The organism is Aquimonas sp. (assembly GCF_044377145.1).
Classification (GTDB): Bacteria; Pseudomonadota; Gammaproteobacteria; order Xanthomonadales; family Xanthomonadaceae; genus Aquimonas.
The window spans coordinates 47,559-69,461 of sequence record NZ_JBILJQ010000017.1; the positions used below are offsets into that span (position 1 = coordinate 47,559).

Consider the following 21,903-nt stretch of genomic DNA (forward strand, 5'->3'; position numbering starts at 1 on the left):
GCCCGGAACACGGCGGTCAGATCCTCTCGTCGACGAGTGATGGAAGCGCGCCCGAGGCACTGATGTCGAACTTCGGCGCGCGCCCGGAATCTCTGGCTGCCCGGCCGGGCGAGCGCCTCGATCTGATTTTTGGCCGCCTGCTCAAAGTCGAGATCGAACTGATGCGTGTGCCGGCGCCCGCACCACGCTGACAAGACACCGCAGCGTCCGAAATCGGCGCAAGCGCGCATGCTCACGGCGATCAGTGCGTCGATACGGGACGGTTGCGCCACGCACTGCTGGAGCAGCAGACAGGGCGTTCTCCCGCACCAGCGAGCATTGGCACGCGCCGACGCCGAGCGTGACGCTTCGCAATCCGGCGAACGTATCAGCGGCGTCTTTGCGGGTCTGGCGGCGTTGCTCGTCCTCGCCATCGCGCTGTCATGCCTCGTCGTCGTGCCTTGCCGGCCCCGCACATCGACTCGCGGAGAATGTCCGCGGATCGCGAAGCACCACACTACAATCCGCACATGGATTGGATCCGCTGGGACGCACTGCTGGAATGGATCGCCCGCCACCCGGTGGCGGCGGGCGCGGTGATTTTTCTGGTCGCCTTCTGCGATGCCCTGTTGATCATCGGCGTCGCGGTGCCGGCAGCGCCGATCCTGTTTGCGGTCGGCACCCTGATCGGACTGGGCCACATCGACGGCGCCTATGCGGTGGCCTGCGCTGCCGCCGGCGCGTTCTGCGGCGACGGCGTCAGCTACCTGGCCGGGCGCCGCTACGGCGACTCGCTCAAGCTGCGCTGGCCGTTCGCCCAGCATCCCGAGTGGCTGCAGCGTGGCGATGTGTCATTCCGTCGCCACGGTATCAAGAGCCTGTTGATCGGCCGCTTTGTGGGCGCGATCCGGCCCTTCATTCCGGCCATCGCCGGCATGCTGCAGATGCCTGCGCTGCGCTACTGCTTCGCGACCGGGCTTGCTGCCGTGCTTTGGGCGCTGGCCTTCCTGGCGCCCGGCTGGGTGTTTGGCGCCTCGCTGGATCTGGTGGCAGCGGTGGCGGGGCGGCTGGCGATCGTGATCGGCCTGCTGTTGCTGCTGATCGCGGCGATCTGGGCGATCGTGTTCTATCTGTGGCGCTGGCTCGGCCCACGCGCGGAAGGCCTGCTCGGCCGCTGGCTGGCGTGGTCGCACCGGCATCCGGTGATGGGCCGCTATTCGGAGGCATTGATCGACCCGCGCGGGCGTGAATCGCCGGCACTGCTGGTGCTGTCGCTGGCGCTGATCCTGGGCGGCTGGGGCTTCTTTTTGATTCTGGCTTCGGTGGGCGGTGGTTCGGCGCCCTCGCGGCTGGACCTCGGCTTCAACGCCGCGATGTTCGGGCTGCGACATCCGCTGGCCGATCCGCTGATGGGCGTGCTGGCCAGCCTCGGCGATCCACTGCTGCTATTGCTGCCGGTGACCCTGGTGTTCGCTTGGCTGAGCTGGCGCCGGCAGCGGATCGCGGCCTGGCACTGGCTGCTCGCGCCTGCGGTGGGCGCCGTGATCAGCTTCGCGCTCGGCTGGCTGATCGACCTGCCCAAGCCACCCGCCGCCACTGCGGTGGCCGGCTACAGCTTCCCGGCGATGGAAGTGACCCTGGCGACCACTGTCTACGGCTTTTTCGCGGTGCTGATCGCACGCGAGCTGCCGGGCCGCAATCGCGTCTGGCCCTATGTGGTCGGTGCGCTGCTGGTCGGGCTGCTGGGCTTCTCACGCCTCTACCTCGGCGCGCACTGGCTGTCCGACGTGCTTGCCGGCGGATTCCTCGGCCTGCTGTGGACCACCGCACTCGGCATCGCCTATCGGCGCCGCACCGCGCGTGCGTTCTGGGTCAAGCCGGTCGCCTGGCTGTTCTTCGGCAGCTTGGCGCTGATGACGGCAAGCTTGGCCGTGCATCGCGCAGCACAAACGGTCGAGACATTCGACCCACCGCTGCAGCGCAGCGCGATCGACGCCCAGCGTTGGCTCAGCGGCGACCCCACACTGGACCTGCCGCAGCGGCGCAATGAACTGCGTGACCGCGATGCCTGGCCGTTGAACGTGCAGTTCGCAGGCGATCCGGCGGCGCTGTCAGCGCAGCTGCAGGCGCAGGGCTGGCAGGTGATCGAACCCGGCGACTGGCGCGGGCTGCTGCGCATGCTGGACGAGAACGCCAGCGCGGAAACCCTGCCAATCATGCCCGCCACCCACCGCGGCCACGCCGAGCATCTGCTGCTCGGCAAGGCTGGTGCCGATCCCGCTGAGCGGGTGGTGCTGCGGCTGTGGCCTGCCCCCTATGCGCTGGTGCCGGGCGACACACCGCTGTGGCTGGGCAGCGTACACACCCTGCGTTTCTCCAGCCGCGGTGATGGCTTCGTGCGCTATTGGTCGGTGCAGTCCGGTCTGGAGGCACCCAGCGCGGTGTTGACGGCCGACACCGCCGCATTGCAGGTGCCCGCAGTGGGTTCAGTGCTGCGCCTGCGGGAGCCCGAACCGGCACCTTGATGTCCAGCACCTCCGAACCGGATCAGCTCGGAGGTGCAGGCAAAGCCCGATCAGATCGCCGCCCGTCAGATCGCGGCCAGCGCGGCCTCCAGCTCGGCACGCAGATCGGCCAGGTCTTCGACGCCGACGCTCAGCCGCACCAGGTTGTCGTCGATGCCCAGGCGGGCCCGGTTCTCGGGCGGGACGGATGCGTGGGTCATGATCGCCGGATGGTTGATCAGGCTCTCGACGCCGCCCAGGGATTCGGCCAGAGCAAACAACTTGCAGCGCTCCATCATCCGCCGGGTGCCGGCGAGGTCGGTGTTCAGCACCACGCTGAGCATGCCGCCGAAGCCGTGCATCTGGGTCTTCGCCAGCGCGTGCTGGGGGTGCGACTCGAGACCCGGATAGATCACCTTGCTGACCTTGGGATGGTTCTGCAGCCACTGCGCCAGCGCCAGGGCGTTCTCGCAGTGGGCGCGCATGCGCAGGTGCAGGGTCTTCAGGCCGCGCATGGCGAGGAAGCTGTCGAACGGCCCCTGCACGCTGCCGATGGCGTTCTGCAGGAAGGTGAGCTTCTCCTCAAGCTCCGCGTTGGCCCCGACCACCAGCATGCCGCCGACGATGTCGCTGTGGCCGTTCAGATACTTGGTGGCCGAGTGCATCACCAGATCCGCGCCCAGCTCCAGCGGCCGCTGCAGGATCGGGCTGCAGAAGGTGTTGTCCACCGCAAGCAGGATGCCTCGGGCGCGGGCGAACTCCGCCAGCCGCGCGATATCGACCAGCTTCAGCATCGGGTTGGTTGGGGTTTCGCACCAGATCAACTTGGTGTTCGGGCGCACCGCCGCGGCCACGGCGTCGATATCGTTCAAGTCGACGAAGCTGAAATCGAGACCCGCCGAACGCCGGCGCACCCGCTCGAACAATCGGTAGGTGCCGCCGTAGACATCATCCATGCACAGCACATGGCTGCCGGAATCAAGCACTTCCAGCGCGGTCGAGGTCGCGGCGAGGCCCGAGGCGAAGGCATAGCCGCGGCGGCCGTTCTCGAGTGCGGCGACGCAGGCCTCGTAGGCGAACCGAGTCGGGTTGTGGCTGCGCGAATACTCGAAGCCCTGATGGTCGCCGGGGCTGCGCTGGACATAGGTCGAGGTGGCGTAGATCGGCGTCATCACCGCGCCGGTGGTCGGGTCCGGCGACTGGCCGGCATGGATTGCAAGCGTACCGAGGCCCGGGCGGGCGGAAGCGTCGTGGCTCATGGGGATCTGCACTGGAAGGGGGCCGCCGCGGTCTGCGGCGCGGGGCGCAACTCTAGCATCGCGGCGGCGTTGCCCCTGCGTGTCGGCCGGAGTCGCGCGGCGGCACAGCCGCCTGTTGACGTCTCCGGCGCGGTCGCAGCGACGGACTCGAACGCAGCCTGCGTTTACACTCGCGCCCATGCAGATCGGCCCCTACCGCATCGACCCGCCCGTGGTGCTCGCCCCGATGGCCGGCGTCACCGACAAAGCGTTCCGGATGCTTTGCAAACGGCTGGGCGCCGGCTTGGCGGTGTCCGAAATGACCCATTCGGATCCCAAACTGTGGAACACCCGCAAGTCACAGCAGCGGATGGACCACGCCGGTGAGCCGGAGCCGATCTCGGTGCAGATCGCCGGCACCGAGCCCGAACAGCTCGCCAATGCGGCGCGCCACAACGTCGATCAGGGCGCGCAGATCATCGACATCAACATGGGCTGCCCGGCGAAGAAGGTGTGCAGCGCCTGGGCCGGCTCGGCACTGATGCGCGACGAAGCCTTGGTCGGGCGCATCCTCGACGCCGTGGTGCGCGCGGTCGAAGTACCGGTGACCCTGAAGATCCGCACCGGCTGGGCCCGCGCCCACCGCAACGGCCTTGAGATCGCCCGAATCGCCGAGGCCGCGGGCATCCGGGCGCTGGCCGTGCATGGCCGCACTCGCGAGGATCTTTACCAGGGCGAGGCCGAGTACGCGACCATCGCCGAGATCAAGTCGCGGCTGCGGATTCCGGTGCTGGCCAATGGCGATATCGACACGCCCCAGAAGGCCGCCGAGGTGCTGCGGCTGACCGGCGCCGATGCGGTGATGCTCGGCCGCGCGGCGCAGGGGCGACCGTGGATCTTTCGCGAAGTCGCGCATTTTCTGCAGCATGGCGAGGCGCTGCCCGCGCCGCCGCTGACCGAGGTGCGCGATATTCTGCTCGGCCATCTGCAGGCGCTGTACGCGTTCTACGGCGAGGCCCAGGGCCTGCGCATCGCGCGCAAACATCTGGGCTGGTACGCGAAGGAGGCGCCGGATGGAGAAGTGTTTCGTAACCGCGTCAACACAGCGACGACGGCCGAGCTGCAATATGCGCTGAGCTGCGAATGGTTCGAGGCCCGCGCGGCCGGGATGAACTGGCCGCAGGCCGCCTGAACGAAGCACCGGACCACCCCACCACCGCTCCCTGAATTCACCACCGAGGAATGCCGCCACCGTGAAGTACCTCGGTTTGATCTTCGCCGGCCTGTTCCGCAAGAAGCTGCGGACCTTCCTGACCCTGGCCTCGCTGATCGCGGCGTTCAGCCTGCTCGGCCTGCTGCAGTCGGTGAACTCACTGTTTTCCGGTGCGGCCGATTTTCTCGGCGCCAGCCGCCTGATCACCCAGGCCAGCGTCAGTTTCACAACCGCCCTGCCGATGCGCTTTCTGCCGCAGATCGAGGCCGTGCCGGGCGTTTCCGCGGTCAATCACTCGCAGTTCTTCGGCGGCCAGTACCAGGACGGGCGCGGCTTCTTTCCGCAGTTCGCGGTCAATCCGCAGCGGCTGCGCGACACCTATCCCGAATGGGTGATGGACGAAGACAGCTGGCGCCGCTTCATCAGCACCCAGGACGGCACGATCGTCGGTCGCAATCTGGCCAACCAGTACGGCTGGAAGGTCGGCGACATCGTGCCGCTGAACAGCTTCATCTGGCAGAAGACCACCGGCGGCAACAGCTGGGAGTGGCGCGTAGTCGGCATCTTCGATGGCGTCAACGAGGACTGGTCCGAGCGCGCCAACCTGATGTACCTGAACTACGGCCAGTTCGACGAGGCGCGTGCCAACGGCAAGGGCCTGGCCGGGATCTTCGTGGTGCGGATCGCCGACCCCGAGCAGTCCGACCGCATCGCCAGCGTGATCGATGCCAAGTTCGAGAACTCTTCGGACGAAACCAAAACCCAGAAGGAATCCGAGTTCCAGCTCGGCTTCATCCGCCAGCTGGGCGACATCGGCCTGATCGTCAACCTGATCACCGGCGCGGTGTTCTTCTCGATCCTGTTCCTGACCGGCGTCGCGATGAGCCAAGCGGTTCGCGAGCGGATTCCCGAGCTGGCGGTGCTGAAGTGCCTGGGCTTCACCGATCGCCAGGTGATGCTGCTGGTGCTGGCAGAAGCGCTGATGCTCTGCCTGCTCGGCGCCCTGCTCGGGATGCTGCTGGCGAGCGCGGCCACCGGCATCGTTCCGCCGGAGTTCCCGGTGCGCGCCGACCTGCGGGTGTGGCTGATCGCGGCGGCCAGTGTGGTGGTGCTGACCTTGGCGGTCGGCCTGCCGCCAGCGCTGACCGCGCGCCGCCTGAAGATCGTCGACGCGCTCGCAGGACGCACCGACGAATCCGCGTTGGAGCGCGTGCTGCGCCGGCTGGTCGGCGCATTCAGCGGCCGCAATGAGGAGGTGCGCGCATGAGCCGGATGACGCAAGTCCGCGAGGTCACCTTGATGAACCTGCGCTCGATTCCGGATCGCCTGGCCGCTTCACTGGTGATCGTGATCGGTATTGCCGGCGTGGTCGGCGTGCTGGTCGCCCTGCTGTCGATGTCGGCCGGCCTGGGCCAGACCCTCGGCAGCACCGGCGAGCCGGATCAGGTCGTGATCAGCCGCGGCGGCAGCCAAGGCGAGATTTCCAGCGGCATCAGCATTGCCGGCATGACCCTGATCAAGCAGGACCCGGCCATCGCCCGCGGCGCCGACGGCCTGCCGCTGGCCTCCGGCGAACTGGTGGCGATTACCGAGGTGCCGCGCCCAGGCCAGGACAGCGGCGCCAACGTCAGCCTGCGCGGGCTGGAGCCGGTCGGCTTCGAGCTGCGGCCGAAGTACAAACTGCTGGAAGGGCGACGCTTCCGCCTGGGCGTCCAGGAGCTCATGGTGGGCGCCGGCGCCGCGCGTCAGTTTCAAGGCCTTGAGGTTGGACGCGTGCTGCGCTTTCGCGGCTCGGACTGGACGATCGTTGGGCATTTCGAAAGCGGCGGCGCCTACGACAGCGAGCTGTGGACCGACCGCGAAACCGCGCAAAGCGCGTTTGCCCGCACCGGTGTGTCGACGGTACTGGCGCGGCTGCGCAGCGTCGACGGTCTGGAGGCGATGGAGAAGCGCCTGACTACCGATCCTCAGCTTGACGTCGACGTGCGCCTGCAGGACGCCTACTTCGCCGGCCAGAGCGGCAACCTGACCGCGACGATCGGCGGACTGGCCGGCTTCGTCGCCTTCATCATGGGCATCGGCGCGGTGTTCGGGGCGCTCAACACGATGTACTCGGCGGTGTCGGCCCGCACCCAGGAAATCGGCACCCTGCGCGCGCTCGGCTTCGGCGCGCTGCCAGTGGTCACCTCGGTGATGGCTGAAGCCCTGCTGCTGTCCCTGCTCGGCGGCCTGCTCGGTGCGGCAGTCGCTTACCTCGCCTTCAACGGCTACGCAGTCAGCACGCTCGGCGGCGGCTTCACCCAGGTCGCGTTCCAGTTCGCGGTCACGCCTGGGCTGGTCTTGACCGGCCTGGTGATCGCGCTGCTGATCGGCTTCCTAGGGGGATTGGCGCCGGCCCTGCGTGCAGCGCGGCTGCCTGTCACAGCGGCGCTGCGCGGGGGCTGAGGCACGGGCAAGGGTGCGGACCGGATCAGACTGCTGCGCAGACGTCGAGCGCGAGGTCCCTGCAGGCACGGTCGCCCAATGCGGCCCGCCGGTCCATTTCCGACTGTCGCGACTGAACGGCCATTCACACAAGCGCCGCCATACTTCACGCCCCTCCTGACGTGCCCGTCTCCGCCTGCGGCGACTGATTCCGCGCACGCCGCCTGCTCGCGAGCCACCCTTGACCACCCAGCCTGCCCCCATCGATCGCAAAGGCCTTGCGGCCGCGATCGCCGCATTCGTGATCTGGGGCGTGTTCCCACTGTACTGGGCGCTGCTGAAGCACGTTCCGGCGTTCGAGATCGTCGCCCACCGCATCGTCTGGTGCACCGTGTTCGTAGTCGCCTGGCTGTGCTGGGATCAAGGCCTGGGCTGGCTCAGCCGCGCACTGCGCCAGCCGCGCGCCGCATGGATGCTGAGCCTCAGCAGCCTGCTGATCAGCGTCAACTGGCTGCTCTACATCTGGGCGGTGAACAGCGGCCACGTGCTGGAATCCAGCCTCGGCTATTTCATCAACCCACTCGTGAACGTATTGATCGGCGTCGCGGTGCTCGGCGAGCGTCTGCGGCGCGCGCAGTGGCTGGCGGTGGCGCTCGCAGCGGCCGGGGTGCTGTGGCTCAGCCTGCAGCAGGATCGCCCGCCGTGGATCGCGCTCGGCTTGGCCGGTTCGTTCGCGCTGTACGGCTTGATCCGCAAACAGGTCGCCGTGGAGTCGATCCCCGGTCTCGGCGTGGAGAGCGTGCTGCTTTTCCTGCCGGCGCTGGCTTGGCTGTGGTGGGCCGAGCAAGCCGGCGGTGGTGCGATCTTCCACGGCCACTGGGGCACCGATGCACTGCTGATTACCGGCGGCGCGCTCACGGCCGTACCGCTGATCGCGTTCGCCTTCGGCGCCCGCCGCATTCCGTACTCGATGCTCGGCATCCTCCAGTACATCGGCCCGAGCATGCAGTTCCTGCTCGGGATCTTCGTGTTCGGAGAAGCCTTCAGCTCAGTCCAGGCGATCGGCTTTGGCCTGATCTGGCTGGCGCTGGTGGTGTACGCGGCCGAAGGCTGGCGGCAGCAGCGCCGGCGCGGCATGGCCGTGGTGCCGGCAAGCTAGTTGGCCGACCCGCCCGCTGGACGCCCTGAACAGGGGGTTGGCGCGCACGCGGCAGCTGAGACAATCCATTGGACGAATCAGGGGTAAGAAATCTCTTACCCCTAGACGGGCAATTCGCCTAGTTCCGAGTCGCTGGCCGGCGCCTAGACTGGCCCGACACCCGCACATCAAGGACGCACGATGATCCGCCTGAAAGCTCTCGATGATCTTGCTCACCGCCTCAGCGAACTGCTGCCCCCGGGGCTGGAAGACGCCCGCACCGACGTCGAGAAGAATTTCCGCGCCGTGCTGCACTCGGGTTTCAGCAAGCTTGATCTGGTCACCCGCGAAGAGTTCGACGTGCAGCGCGCGGTGCTGCTGCGCACCCGCGAGAAGCTGGCCCTGCTCGAACGCGTGCTGGGCGATCTGGAAGCGCGTATCGACGCGCAGGCGAGCCAATCGCCGCCGCACGCTCGCAATTGATTCCTCAGGACCCCTACGCAGATGGCACTGGCCGTGGTTCACAGCCGCGCGCAGTACGGCGTGAGCGCGCCGCCGGTGCAGGTCGAGGTCCATTTGTCGGGTGGTCTGCCGGGCATGTCGATCGTTGGCCTGCCCGAGACTGCCGTGAAGGAAAGCCGCGACCGCGTACGCGCTGCCTTGATCTGCGGTCAGTTCGAGTTGCCGCAGCGGCGCATCACGATCAACCTCGCACCCGCCGACCTGCCCAAGGACGGCGGCAGATTTGACCTGCCGATCGCGCTCGGCATTCTCGCCGCCTCCGGTCAGCTGCCGGCCAAGGCATTGGAGACGCACGAGTTCCTAGGCGAGCTGGCATTGACTGGCGCGCTGCGGGGAGTCGATGGTGCCTTGCCCGCGGTGCTGGCGGCGGGGCGCGCCGGCCGCTCGATGATTCTGCCGCACGACAATGGTCACGAAGCCGCGCTGGTCTCCGACGGCAGCGCCCTCACCGCGACCAGCCTGCTGGAGGTGTGCGCGTTTCTGCGCGGGCAGTCGACGCTGGAACGTGCGCTGCTGCCGACCGAGAATATCATCGTGTTCGAGGGCCCGGATCTGTCCGATGTGCGCGGTCAGCCCCTGGCCCGACGGGCTCTGGAGATCGCCGCCGCGGGCGGCCACAACCTGCTGATGTGCGGCCCGCCCGGCAGTGGCAAGTCGATGCTGGCGCAGCGCCTGCCGGGCATCCTGCCGCCGCTCGACGAAGCCGCAGCGCTGGAAGTCGCAGCAGTCGCCTCGGTCGGACAAACCCGTATCGACCCCACCCGCTGGCGCGTGCCGCCGTACCGTCAGCCGCACCACACCGCCAGCGGCGTCGCTCTGGTGGGTGGTGGCTCACATCCGCGACCTGGCGAAATCAGCCTCGCCCATCACGGTGTGCTGTTTCTCGATGAGCTGCCTGAGTGGGATCGGCGCGTGCTGGAGGTGCTGCGCGAGCCGCTGGAGTCTGGTCACATCACCATATCGCGCGCCGCGCGCCAAGCCGAATTTCCGGCGCGCTTTCAGCTGGTTGCCGCGATGAACCCCTGCCCCTGCGGCTGGGCCGGCGATCCATCCGGCCGCTGTCATTGCAGCGCCGAGCAGGTCGGTCGTTACCGCAGCCGGATCTCGGGCCCGCTACTGGATCGCATCGACCTGCAGATTGAAGTCCCGCGGGTACAAGCGATCGAACTGCGCCCCGATGCAGCGCCCGGCGAATCCAGCGCATGCGTGCGCGCTCGCGTGCAGGCCGCGCGCGAGCGCCAGCTGCAACGCGCTGGGCGGCTCAACTCAGCGTTGGGTCAGACCGAGCTGAACGCCCATTGCCGGCTGGCGATGCCGGATCAATTGCTGCTGGAACGTGCGGTCGAACGGCTGCAGCTGTCGGCCCGCGCGAGCCAGCGCATCCTGCGCGTGGCACGGACCATCGCCGACCTTGCGGGTGGGCAGGCGATTGGCAGCGCGCATATCGCTGAAGCAATTGGCTACCGCCGCATGGACCGGCGCGGCTGAGCTCGCGCCCAGTGGCTCAATCGCCGGCCAGGTCGATCCGCACCACCAGCGGATCGATGCCGAGACTGACCCTCGCCTCTTCCCAACTCGGACGGCGATCGCGCAGGCCGTTGGAAAAACCGAAGGGCTCGGCACCGAAGCCACGGTCCAGCTCGCCATCGCCGTTGATGTCATGCCAGGCATGCACGACGTAGTCGCTCGGGCCAAGATCCTTGAACTCGGCGCGGGCTGTACCTTCAACTATATCCGCCTCAAGCCGGTAGCTGGATTGGCGTGGAAACCCTGCGCGGCTGCCGAACAGCTCCATCACGACTTTTCCCTCGCCGGTGTTCAGCCCGGTGATTTCAACGATCAGCTCGGCCGCACGCGCCGGAGCGGCAGCCAGGATCAAGGCGGCCAGCAGCCCCAATCCGTTCCAATGCATATGCTTCATGTCCGCCTTCATTCCCCTGATTCTGCCCCCCGGCCAGTTCACGCACAGCCGCTCTGCGTGTCCCCGCAGATCCGTTGGCGCAACTTCAACGCTTCAAAAGTAGCGGGCTTGCTGCAGCCCTGCAATAAAGCACCGTTCGGCGGAGTGTGGTCGATGCCAAATTTGCTGTTGACTTCGGCTTGGTCCGACCGCGAGTCTGAACGTCGCGACCTCGGGATGGAGCTATGGAAAGCCTGCTGGCCAATGATCTCTGGATGCTGGCCCTGGGCTTCCTTTTGCTGGCGGGCATCCTGTCCAGCCTGATCGCAACGCGCTTCGGTGCGCCATTGCTGCTGATCTTCCTGATCATCGGCATGCTGGCCGGCGAAGAGGGGCCCGGCGGCATAGCCTTCAACAACTACAAGTTCACCTACGCGCTGGGCTCGGTTGCGCTGGCGATCATCCTGTTCGACGGCGGACTGCGCACTCGGCTTTCGCAAGTGCGCGGCGCGCTGGCGCCCGCGGCCACCCTGGCCACCGCGGGTGTCCTGATAACGGCAGCCCTCACTGGCCTGGCGGCTCGCTACATCCTCGGGCTCGAATGGATTCCAGCGCTGCTGATCGGCGCCATCGTGGCCAGTACCGACGCCGCTGCGGTGTTTTTCCTGCTGCGTTCGAACGGGCTGCATCTGCAGCGTCGGGTCGGCGCCACCCTGGAGATCGAGTCCGGCAGCAATGACCCGATGGCGATCTTTCTGACGCTGCTGCTGGTTGGGTTGGCCATGGTGCCAAGCGCGATCGACCCTCGCAGTCTGATGATCGACCTGCTTCAACAGGTTGGATTCGGTGCTTTGGCTGGCGTGCTTGGTGGCCTTCTGCTTGCGCGCGCGCTGAACCGGCTCGATCTGCCAGCCGGCTTGCACCCGCTGCTGGCGGTAAGTGCGGCGATCGCCCTGGTGCCTTTGACCAACCTGACTGGAGGCAGCGGGTTCTTGGCTGTCTACATCGCCGGCCTGGTGGTAGGCAATCGACCGGTGCGTGCCTTCGCAAATGTGCTCAGCGTGCAGGACGCCGCGACCTGGCTGGCGCAGATGCTGATGTTCCTCGTGCTCGGCCTGCTGGTTACGCCCTCGCGACTGCTGGATGCGGCCCTGCCCGCACTTGGCATTGCCGCGTTCCTGATGTTCGTCGCTCGACCCGTCGCAGTGGGCTTGAGCCTGCTGCTATTCGGCTTCCCCCGGCGCGAGGTGGTGTTCGTGTCCTGGGTCGGCTTGCGCGGCGCGGTCGGCATCTTCCTGGCCTCGGTGCCGATGCTGGTCGGCCTACCGGACGCCCAGCTGTACTTCAACGTCGGTTTCGTGGTGGTGCTGTCGTCATTGCTGATCCAGGGCTGGACTCTGAGCTGGGCCGCCTTCCAGCTGAAGGTCGCGGTGCCGCGCCGCGACGCGCCTTCGCGGCGAGTCGAACTCGACCTGCCGGGCCAGTTGGAGCACGAAATGGTTGGCTATCGGGTTGCCCCCGACTGCGCCATGATCAAGGGCCGCGGCGGGCTTCCCGGCTGGGCTCGCCCGGTGCTGGTGGTGCGCGAGGGCGTGGTGATCACGCCGGACGATGCGGGCCGACTGCAGGCTGAAGACTACGCCTACTACCTGGCGCCGCCCGGCCGGGTCATTCGTCTGGACTGGCTGTTTGCCGAAGCCAGCGAAGCCCGCGAGGCGGAACGCGAGCTGTTCGGCGAGTTCACGCTGCCGGGCGATGTGCCGCTGGGGCCGCTGGCCGACTTCTATGGCTTGAAGCTCAGCCTGCGACTGCAGACGCGCAGCGCCGCCGAGCTGTTCGCCGAACGCTACGACGATCAGCCGCAGATCGGCGATGTACTGGAGATCGGCGAGGCACGGCTGGTGGTGCGCGATCTGCTGGATGACCGGGTCAGCCGAGTCGGCCTGAAATTCCGCAGCACGCGAATCAAGCTGGGCACCCGCGTCGGTCGTATGCGCGGCCTGCTGCACCGGCTGCGCCCACGCAGCGGGGCGCCCTAGAAAACGCCGATCGCACGGTGGCAGATCCGGCCAGATAGCGGCTCGGGAGCAGAATCACATGCCCATCTCGACGCTACCGCCCGGACACAAAAAAACCGGCAGCCACGTGGGACTGCCGGTTTCAAAAAACGTCGCAGACAGGGAGGGAGGTTGTCCGCGACGTGCGTCTGCTGGCAGCGAGGCCGCCTGCAAGACTCAAGTGACGCGCGATGCGCGCCACTTGATTCAGAAAATCAGGCAGCCTTCGCCTTGGTCGCCACTTTGACAGCCGGGCGGGCAACCACTTCACTGGCGACGTCGTAATTGGCCTTGGCCAGACCAGCCAGGGCTTCCGAGGTCTTGAGGTTCTGCGCTACCAGTTCCTGGCCGACAGCGATCAGGTGCTCGGAAGCATCCTTCACGAAGCTGATGCTCTTCGGCAGGAATGCCTTGGCGGCTTCGAGGTCACGCACTTCACCGGCTTCGGTGGCAAATGCGGTTGCGGCGCTCACGCGACCCTCAAGCGCCTTGACCTGCAGGGCGGCGAGGGTCTCGAAGTGCTCGACGGCGATCGCGTTCGCGCGCAGCGCGGACTCGGTCAGCTGCTTGGTGAATTGGCTGAACTGGGCATTGATCTGATCGAACATGGCGCACTCCTGGGCTGAGCGGTTGGGGTGCCGAGAATCCTATCCCGACCTCATGTTGCGATGCAACATTCTACCGACGACCCAGATTCTGCGGTTTATCTGCAGTTCATTGAAATGATTGACAGAGGGTGCGCGCGATGATCTCCGTACCCCGGCGTACAGGCCTACTCTCCGCGGTAGCGGCAGCCGGAGGTGCAGGTTTCGTGCACCACCACCTGCGACAGTTCGGGCAGACGCGGCTTCAGCTGCTGCCAGATCCACTGCGCCAAGCGCTCGCTGGTGGGGTTCTCGAGCCCGGGGACGTCGTTCAGGTAGTGGTGGTCGAGCTGGTCGTAGATCGGCAGGAAGGCTGCCTTGATGTCGGCAAAGTCCATCAACCAGCCCGTCTCCGGGTCGGGCGTGCCTTCGACGTGAATCTCGATGCGGAAACTATGCCCGTGCAGGCGCGCGCACTTGTGACCCGCCGGCACCTTGGGCAGACGATGCGCTGCTTCCAGCGTGAACACCTTGAAGATTTCCATTGCCGCCTCCGCAAACGAAGCGGGCCCCGCCGCTTGGCGAGGCCCGCTGAACACGCCAAAGATCCCAGCTTACGCTGCGAACAGGCCCTTCATCTTCTTCATCGCCGCGGCCTCAACCTGGCGAATCCGCTCAGCGGATACGCCGTACTCGTCAGCCAGCTCCTGCAGGGTGATCTTGCCGTCACCCAGCCAGCGACGCTTGACAATGTCGCGTGAGCGCGCGTCCAAACTGGCGAGACCTTCGCGGAGGATCTCGAGGCGATTCTCTTCTTCGTCATCCGCCGCATACTGCAGCGATGGATCAGCGCCGTGCTGCTCCAGATAAGCGACCGGCGCTGGTCGCGCATCGTCGTCGTTGTCCGAGGGCGCATCGAAGCCGATGTCCTGACCTTGCAGGCGCGCTTCCATCTCAAGCACTTCGGACGCCGGCACGTTCAGGTCGCGCGCGATCGTCTGCACTTCTTCATGGTTCATCCAACCGAGGCGGCGCTTGCTCTTGCGCAGGTTGAAGAACAGCTTGCGCTGCGCCTTCGTGGTCGCAACCTTGACGATGCGCCAGTTGCGCAGGATGAACTCGTGCATCTCGGCGCGGATCCAATGGACCGCAAACGAGACCAAGCGAACGCCCTGATCGGGGTCGAAACGCTTGACCGCCTTCATCAGGCCGATATTGCCTTCCTGGATAAGGTCGGACAGCTGAAGACCGTAGCCGTTGTAGCCGCGGGCGACGTGCACCACGAACCGCAGGTGCGACAGCACCAGCTTGCGCGCAGACTCCAAGCTCTCTTCGGCCAGGAAGCGGCGCGAGAGCTCCTGCTCTTCTTCTACGGTAAGCACCGGGATGCGGTTCACCGTGCCGATGTAGGCGTCAAGGGAACCAATCGCGAAAGGGATCGGGAGGTTGTTGGCCACCAGAGCGTGCGTCATTTTCATCTCCATGGTCGGAACTTTAGCAGTCTACCCTTGAGAGTGCTAAACCGCAGGTGAAGTTCCGCGTTCCCCATCCTTTGGGGTCGAACACGCCATGCAACTCCGGGACCGCGACCAGGCGTCAGTGCCAGTTGGAGACGCTGCAGATGGATTTCAAGGGCGCCCTGCCGAGTCTGCAAACCGCGGCAGCGACCAGTCGATCGGCGCGCCGCCACCGCCCTGCAAATAGCGATTGGCGGCCGAGAAATGGCCGCAACCGACGAAGCCTCGATAGGCCGACAGCGGCGAGGGGTGCGGTGCTTTCAGGATCGCGTGGCGATTGCGATCGATGACCCGGCCCTTGGCCTGCGCGTAGCTGCCCCAGAGCATGAACACCAGGCCTTCGCGCTCGCTGCTCAAGCTCTGGATGACCGCGTCGGTAAAGGCCTCCCAGCCTTTGCCCTGATGAGCGCCTGCACGTCCGGCTTCCACCGTCAGCACCGCATTCAGCAGCAACACGCCACGTTCTGCCCACGCCTGCAGACAGCCATGGCCCGGCGGTTCATGGCCAAGATCACGCTTGATCTCTGCGAAAACATTGGCCAGCGAGGGCGGCACCGGCACTCCGGGCGGCACCGAAAAGCTGAGCCCGTGCGCCTGCCCCGGCCCGTGGTACGGGTCCTGTCCAAGGATCACGACTTTCACGTCCTCGAAGGGCGTGCAGTCCAGAGCGGCGAAGATCTGACTGGCCGGTGGATATGTGCGCACGCCCTTCTCGCGCTGCTGCAGCAGAAACGCGCGCAGCACCTGCATCTGCGGACTGCTCAACGCCTCTGCCAACCGGGCCTTCCACGAGGGATGCAGACGCACCCGCTCAAGCTCCGGGCTCACGTCACGCCCACCTTCTGCCGCATGATCCTGCCAACCCGCAGCTGAAACAGCAGCTTGGTAACCAGCAGGCGCTCTTCAATGGGCTTTTCGACCAGATCATTCGCGCCCGCCTTCAGCAGGGACGACTGATTGGCGGGATTGTCGTCGCCGGTCATCACCAGAATCGGCAGCTGCGCCTTGCCGTATGCAAAGCGGCCACGGACATGCTCAAGCAGATCGTGACCGGTCATGCCGCCTTTCAAGTAAACGTCGGTCAGCAGGATATCCGGCCCCGGGACCCGGCCTTCGGCCGCGTACTGCTCCAACAGGGCGAGGCCGTCCTCGACGCTGACCACGTGGGTCACCTTCAAGCCGTGCTTCTCCAGCATGCGCCGGGTGGCGACCGCGACCACCTTGCTGTCTTCAACGTACAGAACTTCCCCGCCGATCTCATCCTCCGGGCGCACATAGCCGCGGATGAAGGCGCCAAGGGCAGCGAAGCCCAGGGATTTGTCGAAGTAGTCGGTGACGTCATCACTGAAGCTGCGCCCGACCAGCCGCTCGTTGACATCGCCAGAGACGACGATGATCGGGATAAAGGCCTGCGGCGCATGCTCACGCACATAGCGCGCCAGTTGCTGGCCGTCCATGTCGGACAGACGCAGCGCAGTCGTGACCAGATCGATCACCCCGCCCTGCAGTGCCGCCTGCGCTTCGGCGCCGGTCTCGCAGGAAATCACAGTCACACCCGGCAGCTCCTTGGTCAGCACCTGCTCGATCAGCCGGCGCACCACGCGAGAACCATCCACCACCATCACTCGCGGCGTTTCGGAACTGATATGACGGGTGATGCTGGCGCCGCTCATGCGCGACTCCCGACGATCCGCCCCGGCAGCCTGCCGGGCTTTGGGGGGCGAGGCGAATACTCGACTGCGCGAGGACAGTTTTTCGACGATTCGCAGGCCAATAGCGGGCTCTCTTGGACAACGATCGACAAAAAAATGGCCCGCGCAGGCGAGGTTGCAGCCCGGCCAAGCAAAGTCCGACAGGCTGCTAGGTACTCGATTCCATCAATCATCTACCGCACTCCCCGGTTGCCCCTGCCGCACGTGGTGGCCAACGGCCAGAAAAGCGCCGAGCCAGCCCAGTGCCGCCGAGCCCAGCACCACCCCCAGGGCGTCGAGCATACTGAATCCGGACAGGCGGAAACCGCTGTCGTAGCTCGCGTCGACCGCATCGACCGGCGTTTTCAGGCCGCCCAGCAGGGCGAGCAACACCGCCAGGGCAAGCGCGCCCGCCAGCAGGCCATACCAGGCACCGAGATACAGAAACGGCCGTCGCACGAATCCGGTCGTGCCGCCCAACAATTGAATGACCGCGATTTCTTCGGCGCGGCCCTGGATATCCAGGCGTACCGTATTGCCAACCACCAGCACGGCGCCGACCACCAGCAGCGCACTCAGAACCAGGGTGAAACGCTGCCCCAACGCCAGCCAGCCGTCCAGGCGCACGCGCCACAGAGCGTCGTGCTGCACCAGTTCGACCTGCGGGAGTGCCTCCAGCGCAGCAACCAGTGCCTCGGTCGACGCCGTGGCTACTGGAACCACTTCCAGCACCGCCGGGATCGGGTTGTCCTCCAGCAGATCCAGCGCCTCGCCGAAACCGGCATAGCGGCGGAATTCCTGCAGTCCCTGCTCAGGTGTCCGCAGGCCGACCGAGTCAACCCACGGCAAATCGCGCGCGGCGGCCAGCGCGGTATCGATTGCGCTGGAATCGAGCTCGATTTTCAGGAATACGCCGATCTCGCGCGCCTGTTCAACCACGCCCGAGAGGCGCTGCAGGTTGCCCAGGAGCAGGCCCAGCGCCAGCGGCAATACCAGCGCTACAGCCATCACGCCGACCGTAAGCCCGGTCGCAAACGGCCGCTTGGCAAGACGACCCAGGCTGGACACCAGGCTGTATAGATGGAGGTCACGCCAATTGCGCAGACGTGCACGCACTCCGCCACGCCCCGGCGCAGGACGCGCCACCGCGGCTGCGACAGGATGGCGTCGGCGGTTGCCGCGGCTCACGCCCGCACCTGCGGACGGAAGTCATCGGCCAGCCGGCCGTGGTCGAGCACCAGCACGCGCTTGCCCAATCGGCGTACCAGATGCAGATCATGGCTTGCCACCAGTACCGCCGTGCCCTGGGCAGGCAGCTCGGAGAACAACCGCATGATGTCCTCGGCCAACTGCGGGTCCAGGTTGCCGGTGGGCTCGTCCGCCAGCAGAAGCGGCGGCTGCGCAACGATCGCGCGAGCGATACCCACCCGCTGCTGTTCGCCCGCGGAGAGCGCCAGCGGCAGACTGCGTTCGCGCGCCAGCAGGCCCACCCGCTCCAGCGCAGTGCGCACCCGGCGCTCGATTTCGGCACGGGCGACGCCCGCAATCAGCAGCGGCAGGGCGACGTTGTCGAACAGGCTGCGGTCCACCAGCAGGCGGTGATCCTGGAACACCATGCCAATGCGGCGGCGCGCATACGGCACCTCGCGCACGCTGAGCTGGCCCAGATTGCGCCCCTCGAACAGGACCGCGCCACGGCTGGCGCGCTCGGCCCGATGGATCAGCCGCAGCAAGGTGCTCTTGCCGGCGCCGGAATGGCCGGTGACGAACACCATCTCGCCGCGCTCCAGATCGAAGCTCAGCCCGCTCAAGGCCTCATGTCCGCCCGGGTAGAGCTTGCTGACCGCATCGAAACGCAGCAGCGGCAGGGCGGACTCAGGTGTTGGCGCGCGGGCGGCAGTGGCCATCAGCGGATCAGGCTGTTGATCTGGAAGATCGGCAAGAGTATTGCCAGCACCACGAACAGCACCAGCCCGCCCACCAGCAGGATCACACCCGGCCCCAGGGCCGCCATTGCAATACCCAAGGCGGTGTCGAGCTCACGCTCCTGATGCTGCGCCGCCTCGCCCAGCATTGCGTCGAGCCGACCACTGCGCTCGCCGCTGGCAATCAGGCGCACTGCCACCGGCGGAAACTGGCCGCTGTCTGCCAACGCGCGCGCCAGGCCCTGGCCCTCACGCACACGCAGCGCGGCCTGCGCCAACGAGGTGCGCAGCAACTGGTTCTGCACCACCTGACCTGAAATCGTGAGCGCATCCAGCAGCGGTACCGCGGCGCCGGTCAGCAAGGCCAGCGTGCGCGCGAAACGGGCCGTATCCAGCGCGCGCGCGAGCCGGCCCCAGACCGGGATGCGCAGGCTCAAGGCATCGAGCCGTGCGCGCAGATGCGGCTGCCGCAGCGCCAGAGCCGCTGCGATAACCGCTGCCACCACGCCGATCAGCATCCACAGACCGTAGTCCTGCACCAAAGCCGACAGCGCCATCAGCATCCGCGTCGGCAGCGGCAGCGCCTGACCGAACTGGCTGAACACACCGATGACCTGCGGTACCACCCACACCATCAGGCCGCTGACGACCGCGATCGCCACGGTCGACAGCAGCAACGGATAGATCAACGCCAGCAGCACCCGATTCGCGAGTGCATCGCGCGACTCGGCATAGTCCGCCAGACGCAGCAGGATGCCATCTAGCTTGCCGGCCGCTTCGCCAGCCGCCACCGAGGCGCGGTACAGCGCAGGAAACGAACCCGGATACTCGGCCATGGCCGCGGCCAGCGCGCTGCCCTCAAGCACCCTCGCCCGCAGCGCCATCACTTGGGTGCGAAGACGGCCTTCGCTACCCTCGGCGAGCGCAGCCAATGACTCGTCGATGGGCAGGCCCGAGGCCACCAGGGTCGCCAGCTGGCGCATCAACAGGGCGCGCTGGCTGCTACGCAAACTGCGGGCGCCGCCTGCGGCAGGGCTGGAGGTGGCTTCGTCGACGCTGAGCGGGTTCAGGCCCCGCTCGCGCAACTGTGCGCGTGCGGCGCGCGCGGTGTCCGCCTGCAGCACGCCGCGACTGCGGCGGCCGCTGGCGTCGAGCGCGCTGTACTCGAAGGCAGGCATCGGCGGGCAGGCCCGGGATCAGTCCGCAGGCAGCGGCCGACCGGCCTTCAGATGGATCGGCCAGCGCACGCGCCGAACCTGATCGCTATCACCCCAGGCCGCGCTCATCTCGGCCTCGATCTGCAGCACCGGGTCTTCGCCGGTCTTGCGCAGATAGGCCTGGCTGGCCGACCAGCTGCGCAGGTAGTCGAGGTAGTCAGCCAGACGCAGGTCCAGCTCGATCGCGAACTCGGGCGCCTCGATCGCGGTGAATGGAAACGCCAGATCCTTGTAGCCGTTCTCCACGTGGCGTCGCTCCGCCGGCCAGTAGGTGCCGAGGATGTCGCGGTAGAGGTTGAGGAACACGCGATCGACCTCGGGCGAGACCTCACTGCTGCCGTAGCACCAGACCGCGATCACGCCGTCGCTGCGCAGCACGCCATAGGCGGCCGCGAAGAATGCGTCCAGATCGAACCAATGCAAGGCCTGAGCGACCGTGATCAGATCCACGCTGCCCACGGGCAGTGAGGGCAGCTCGGCCGGCTCGACCCGGTAGTCAACATTGGCCTGGGTCTGCGCCAGCGCGACCTGGGCAGCGCTGGGGTCGGTCGCGATCACGCGCTCGAAGCGCTGCGCCAATTGCAGGGCCGATTGACCGTTGCCGCAGCCGACATCCCAAGCCAGCTCGCGCTCGCCCGGCAGCGATGCCAGCCAGTCGAACAGTGCCGGGGGATAGTTGGGGCGCGCCGCCGCGTACAGATCGGCCTGGGCTGAGAAATGGTCTTTGAACATGCGCGGCAGTCTAGCAGCCTGCGGCGGCCAAGCCCGCTACTCGGTCGGCGCAAGCCGCTGGCAGACTGCAGGCTTCAGCCAACCGCTCCGGAGTACCGCTCATGCCCGGCTTCAGCCTTCGTCCCGCCGATCCGCAGGATCTGGATGCCATCGTCGAGTTCAATGCGGCAATGGCGCTCGAAACCGAGACCCTGGCGCTCGACTCCGAACGTCTGCGCGCCGGCGTCGCCGCCCTGCTGGCCGATCCAGCGCGCGGACGCTACCGGGTCGCCGTCGCCGATGGCAGTGTGATCGGCACCCTGATGCTGACCCGCGAGTGGAGCGATTGGCGCTGCGGCGACTGGTGGTGGATACAGAGTGTCTACATCCGGCCGGACTGGCGGCGACGGGGCGTGTTCGCTGCGCTCTACCGCAGCGTCGCCAACGAGGCACGCGCCGATCCGGAAGTCTGCGGCCTGCGTCTGTACGTCGAGCGCGACAACGTTCATGCCCAGAACACCTATGTCGCCCTTGGGCTGGAGGAAACCCACTACCGCATGTTTGAAACCCGCACGCGCACATGAAGGACCCGTGAGCGCTTGCTCATTGGTCGTCCACAGGTGTGGGCGACGCCTTCGCATCAATCAAGATCAGGCTCACCGGAAAACGACAGTCACTGAACGGACGGCCACGCAGACTGCGCTCCACGTCGAGCCGGCTGATGCGCAGCCGCCGCGTGCAACCCACCCTGCCTCTGGAGCTCCCCATGTTCAAACGTCTCGTGCTGATTGCCGCCGCCCTTCTGATTGCTCCCATCGCCTTCGCTGATCAAAGCGATGCGAAGAAAGAGCAGACCGTGGTCGAGATCGCAGCGGCCAACCCTGATTTCTCCACCCTGGTGGCCGCCGTGCAGGCCGCCGGCTTGGCTGAAACCCTGAGCGGCGCGGGTCCGTTCACCGTGTTTGCGCCGACCAATGCAGCCTTCGCCAAGCTGCCGGCCGGCACCGTTGAGAACCTGCTCAAGCCCGAGAACAAAGATCAGTTGGTCGCGATCCTCACCTACCACGTGGTGCCCGGTAAGGTTATGGCCGCCGATGTGGTGGGCCTGACGTCCGCACCGACGGTCAACGGCAAGACTCTGACCGTTGATGCAAGCGACGGCGTCAAGATCAACGGCTCGACTGTCACTGCGACGGACATCGTCGGCAGCAATGGCGTGATCCACGTGATCGACACCGTCATCCTGCCGTAAGCGACAGAGTCAGTTGATGGGAAAGCCCCGG

Annotated in this window: 21 protein-coding genes; 10 read left to right on the top strand and 11 right to left on the bottom strand. The window is 66.6% G+C overall.

The genetic code is table 11. The annotated features are described in order from the left end of the window. Window positions 1–509 precede the first annotated feature (509 nt). Window positions 510–2,504 (top strand): VTT domain-containing protein, encoded by a 1,995-nt coding sequence (locus tag ACIQ7H_RS07650; protein WP_395790037.1) that lies wholly within the window; start codon window positions 510–512, stop codon window positions 2,502–2,504. A 65-nt stretch (window positions 2,505–2,569) separates the two neighbouring features. On the opposite strand, the gene ACIQ7H_RS07655 is transcribed toward ACIQ7H_RS07650, so the two are convergent. After that, entirely contained in the window at window positions 2,570–3,742 is a 1,173-nt protein-coding gene (locus tag ACIQ7H_RS07655) for a cystathionine gamma-synthase (protein ID WP_395790039.1), read from the bottom strand. A gap of 178 nt (window positions 3,743–3,920) precedes the next feature. Here ACIQ7H_RS07655 and dusB point away from each other — a divergent pair, with 178 nt between their 5' ends. The 6 genes from dusB (at window position 3,921) to ACIQ7H_RS07685 (ending at window position 10,506) form a co-directional block, all read left to right on the top strand. Next, window positions 3,921–4,913 carry a tRNA dihydrouridine synthase DusB gene (dusB, locus tag ACIQ7H_RS07660; protein WP_395790041.1) on the top strand — a complete coding sequence of 331 codons (993 nt, stop codon included), beginning with the start codon at window positions 3,921–3,923 and terminating at the stop codon, window positions 4,911–4,913. 61 nt (window positions 4,914–4,974) lie between these two features. Beyond that, window positions 4,975–6,201 carry an ABC transporter permease gene (locus ACIQ7H_RS07665; RefSeq protein WP_395790043.1) on the top strand — a complete coding sequence of 409 codons (1,227 nt, stop codon included), beginning with the start codon at window positions 4,975–4,977 and terminating at the stop codon, window positions 6,199–6,201. Beyond that, window positions 6,198–7,379 carry an ABC transporter permease gene (locus tag ACIQ7H_RS07670; RefSeq protein ID WP_395790044.1) on the top strand — a complete coding sequence of 394 codons (1,182 nt, stop codon included), beginning with the start codon at window positions 6,198–6,200 and terminating at the stop codon, window positions 7,377–7,379. The genes ACIQ7H_RS07665 and ACIQ7H_RS07670 overlap by 4 nt, the downstream gene beginning before the upstream one ends. Window positions 7,380–7,599: 220 nt before the next feature. Then, a complete protein-coding gene (gene rarD, locus ACIQ7H_RS07675) occupies window positions 7,600–8,517 on the top strand; it encodes an EamA family transporter RarD (RefSeq protein ID WP_395790046.1) in 918 nt (305 codons plus the stop codon). 180 nt (window positions 8,518–8,697) lie between these two features. Continuing rightward, window positions 8,698–8,979, top strand: a complete 282-nt coding sequence (locus tag ACIQ7H_RS07680) for an accessory factor UbiK family protein (protein WP_395790048.1) — start codon at window positions 8,698–8,700, stop codon at window positions 8,977–8,979. Window positions 8,980–9,000: 21 nt separating this feature from the next. After that, window positions 9,001–10,506, top strand: coding sequence for a YifB family Mg chelatase-like AAA ATPase (locus tag ACIQ7H_RS07685; RefSeq protein ID WP_395790050.1), 1,506 nt, complete (start codon window positions 9,001–9,003; stop codon window positions 10,504–10,506). 16 nt (window positions 10,507–10,522) lie between these two features. On the opposite strand, the gene ACIQ7H_RS07690 is transcribed toward ACIQ7H_RS07685, so the two are convergent. Beyond that, a complete protein-coding gene (locus ACIQ7H_RS07690) occupies window positions 10,523–10,939 on the bottom strand; it encodes a DUF2141 domain-containing protein (protein WP_395790052.1) in 417 nt (138 codons plus the stop codon). A gap of 224 nt (window positions 10,940–11,163) precedes the next feature. Between ACIQ7H_RS07690 and ACIQ7H_RS07695 the strand changes: the two genes are divergently transcribed. Continuing rightward, entirely contained in the window at window positions 11,164–12,957 is a 1,794-nt protein-coding gene (locus ACIQ7H_RS07695; protein WP_395790054.1) for a potassium/proton antiporter, read from the top strand. 233 nt (window positions 12,958–13,190) lie between these two features. Here ACIQ7H_RS07695 and ACIQ7H_RS07700 read toward each other — a convergent pair whose 3' ends face one another. The 9 genes from ACIQ7H_RS07700 to ACIQ7H_RS07740 form a co-directional block, all read right to left on the bottom strand. Continuing rightward, window positions 13,191–13,583 (bottom strand): phasin family protein, encoded by a 393-nt coding sequence (locus ACIQ7H_RS07700; protein ID WP_395790056.1) that lies wholly within the window; start codon window positions 13,581–13,583, stop codon window positions 13,191–13,193. Between the two features lie 164 nt (window positions 13,584–13,747). Next, window positions 13,748–14,104: a 6-carboxytetrahydropterin synthase QueD gene (queD, locus tag ACIQ7H_RS07705; protein ID WP_395790058.1), complete on the bottom strand. Its 357-nt coding sequence runs from the start codon at window positions 14,102–14,104 to the stop codon at window positions 13,748–13,750. 69 nt (window positions 14,105–14,173) lie between these two features. Next, window positions 14,174–15,043, bottom strand: coding sequence for an RNA polymerase sigma factor RpoH (gene rpoH, locus ACIQ7H_RS07710; RefSeq protein ID WP_395790060.1), 870 nt, complete (start codon window positions 15,041–15,043; stop codon window positions 14,174–14,176). A 144-nt stretch (window positions 15,044–15,187) separates the two neighbouring features. Further along, window positions 15,188–15,904, bottom strand: a complete 717-nt coding sequence (ung, locus tag ACIQ7H_RS07715; RefSeq protein WP_395790062.1) for a uracil-DNA glycosylase — start codon at window positions 15,902–15,904, stop codon at window positions 15,188–15,190. Next, window positions 15,901–16,749, bottom strand: a complete 849-nt coding sequence (locus ACIQ7H_RS07720) for a response regulator (RefSeq protein WP_395790064.1) — start codon at window positions 16,747–16,749, stop codon at window positions 15,901–15,903. Before ACIQ7H_RS07720 ends, ung begins: the two co-directional genes overlap by 4 nt. A gap of 204 nt (window positions 16,750–16,953) precedes the next feature. Then, window positions 16,954–17,913 (bottom strand): permease-like cell division protein FtsX, encoded by a 960-nt coding sequence (gene ftsX, locus ACIQ7H_RS07725; protein ID WP_395790086.1) that lies wholly within the window; start codon window positions 17,911–17,913, stop codon window positions 16,954–16,956. A 38-nt stretch (window positions 17,914–17,951) separates the two neighbouring features. Then, window positions 17,952–18,635 (bottom strand): cell division ATP-binding protein FtsE, encoded by a 684-nt coding sequence (gene ftsE, locus ACIQ7H_RS07730; RefSeq protein ID WP_395790088.1) that lies wholly within the window; start codon window positions 18,633–18,635, stop codon window positions 17,952–17,954. 38 nt (window positions 18,636–18,673) lie between these two features. Beyond that, complete coding sequence (gspF, locus tag ACIQ7H_RS07735) at window positions 18,674–19,870, bottom strand: type II secretion system inner membrane protein GspF (protein ID WP_395790066.1); 1,197 nt, start codon at window positions 19,868–19,870, stop codon at window positions 18,674–18,676. An 18-nt stretch (window positions 19,871–19,888) separates the two neighbouring features. Further along, on the bottom strand, window positions 19,889–20,641 hold the full coding sequence (locus ACIQ7H_RS07740; RefSeq protein ID WP_395790068.1) for a class I SAM-dependent methyltransferase: 753 nt from the start codon (window positions 20,639–20,641) through the stop codon (window positions 19,889–19,891). Window positions 20,642–20,742: 101 nt separating this feature from the next. Between ACIQ7H_RS07740 and ACIQ7H_RS07745 the strand changes: the two genes are divergently transcribed. Further along, on the top strand, window positions 20,743–21,204 hold the full coding sequence (locus tag ACIQ7H_RS07745; protein WP_395790070.1) for a GNAT family N-acetyltransferase: 462 nt from the start codon (window positions 20,743–20,745) through the stop codon (window positions 21,202–21,204). Window positions 21,205–21,341: 137 nt separating this feature from the next. Next, window positions 21,342–21,872, top strand: coding sequence for a fasciclin domain-containing protein (locus ACIQ7H_RS07750; RefSeq protein ID WP_395790072.1), 531 nt, complete (start codon window positions 21,342–21,344; stop codon window positions 21,870–21,872). The last annotated feature ends 31 nt before the right edge of the window (window positions 21,873–21,903 follow it).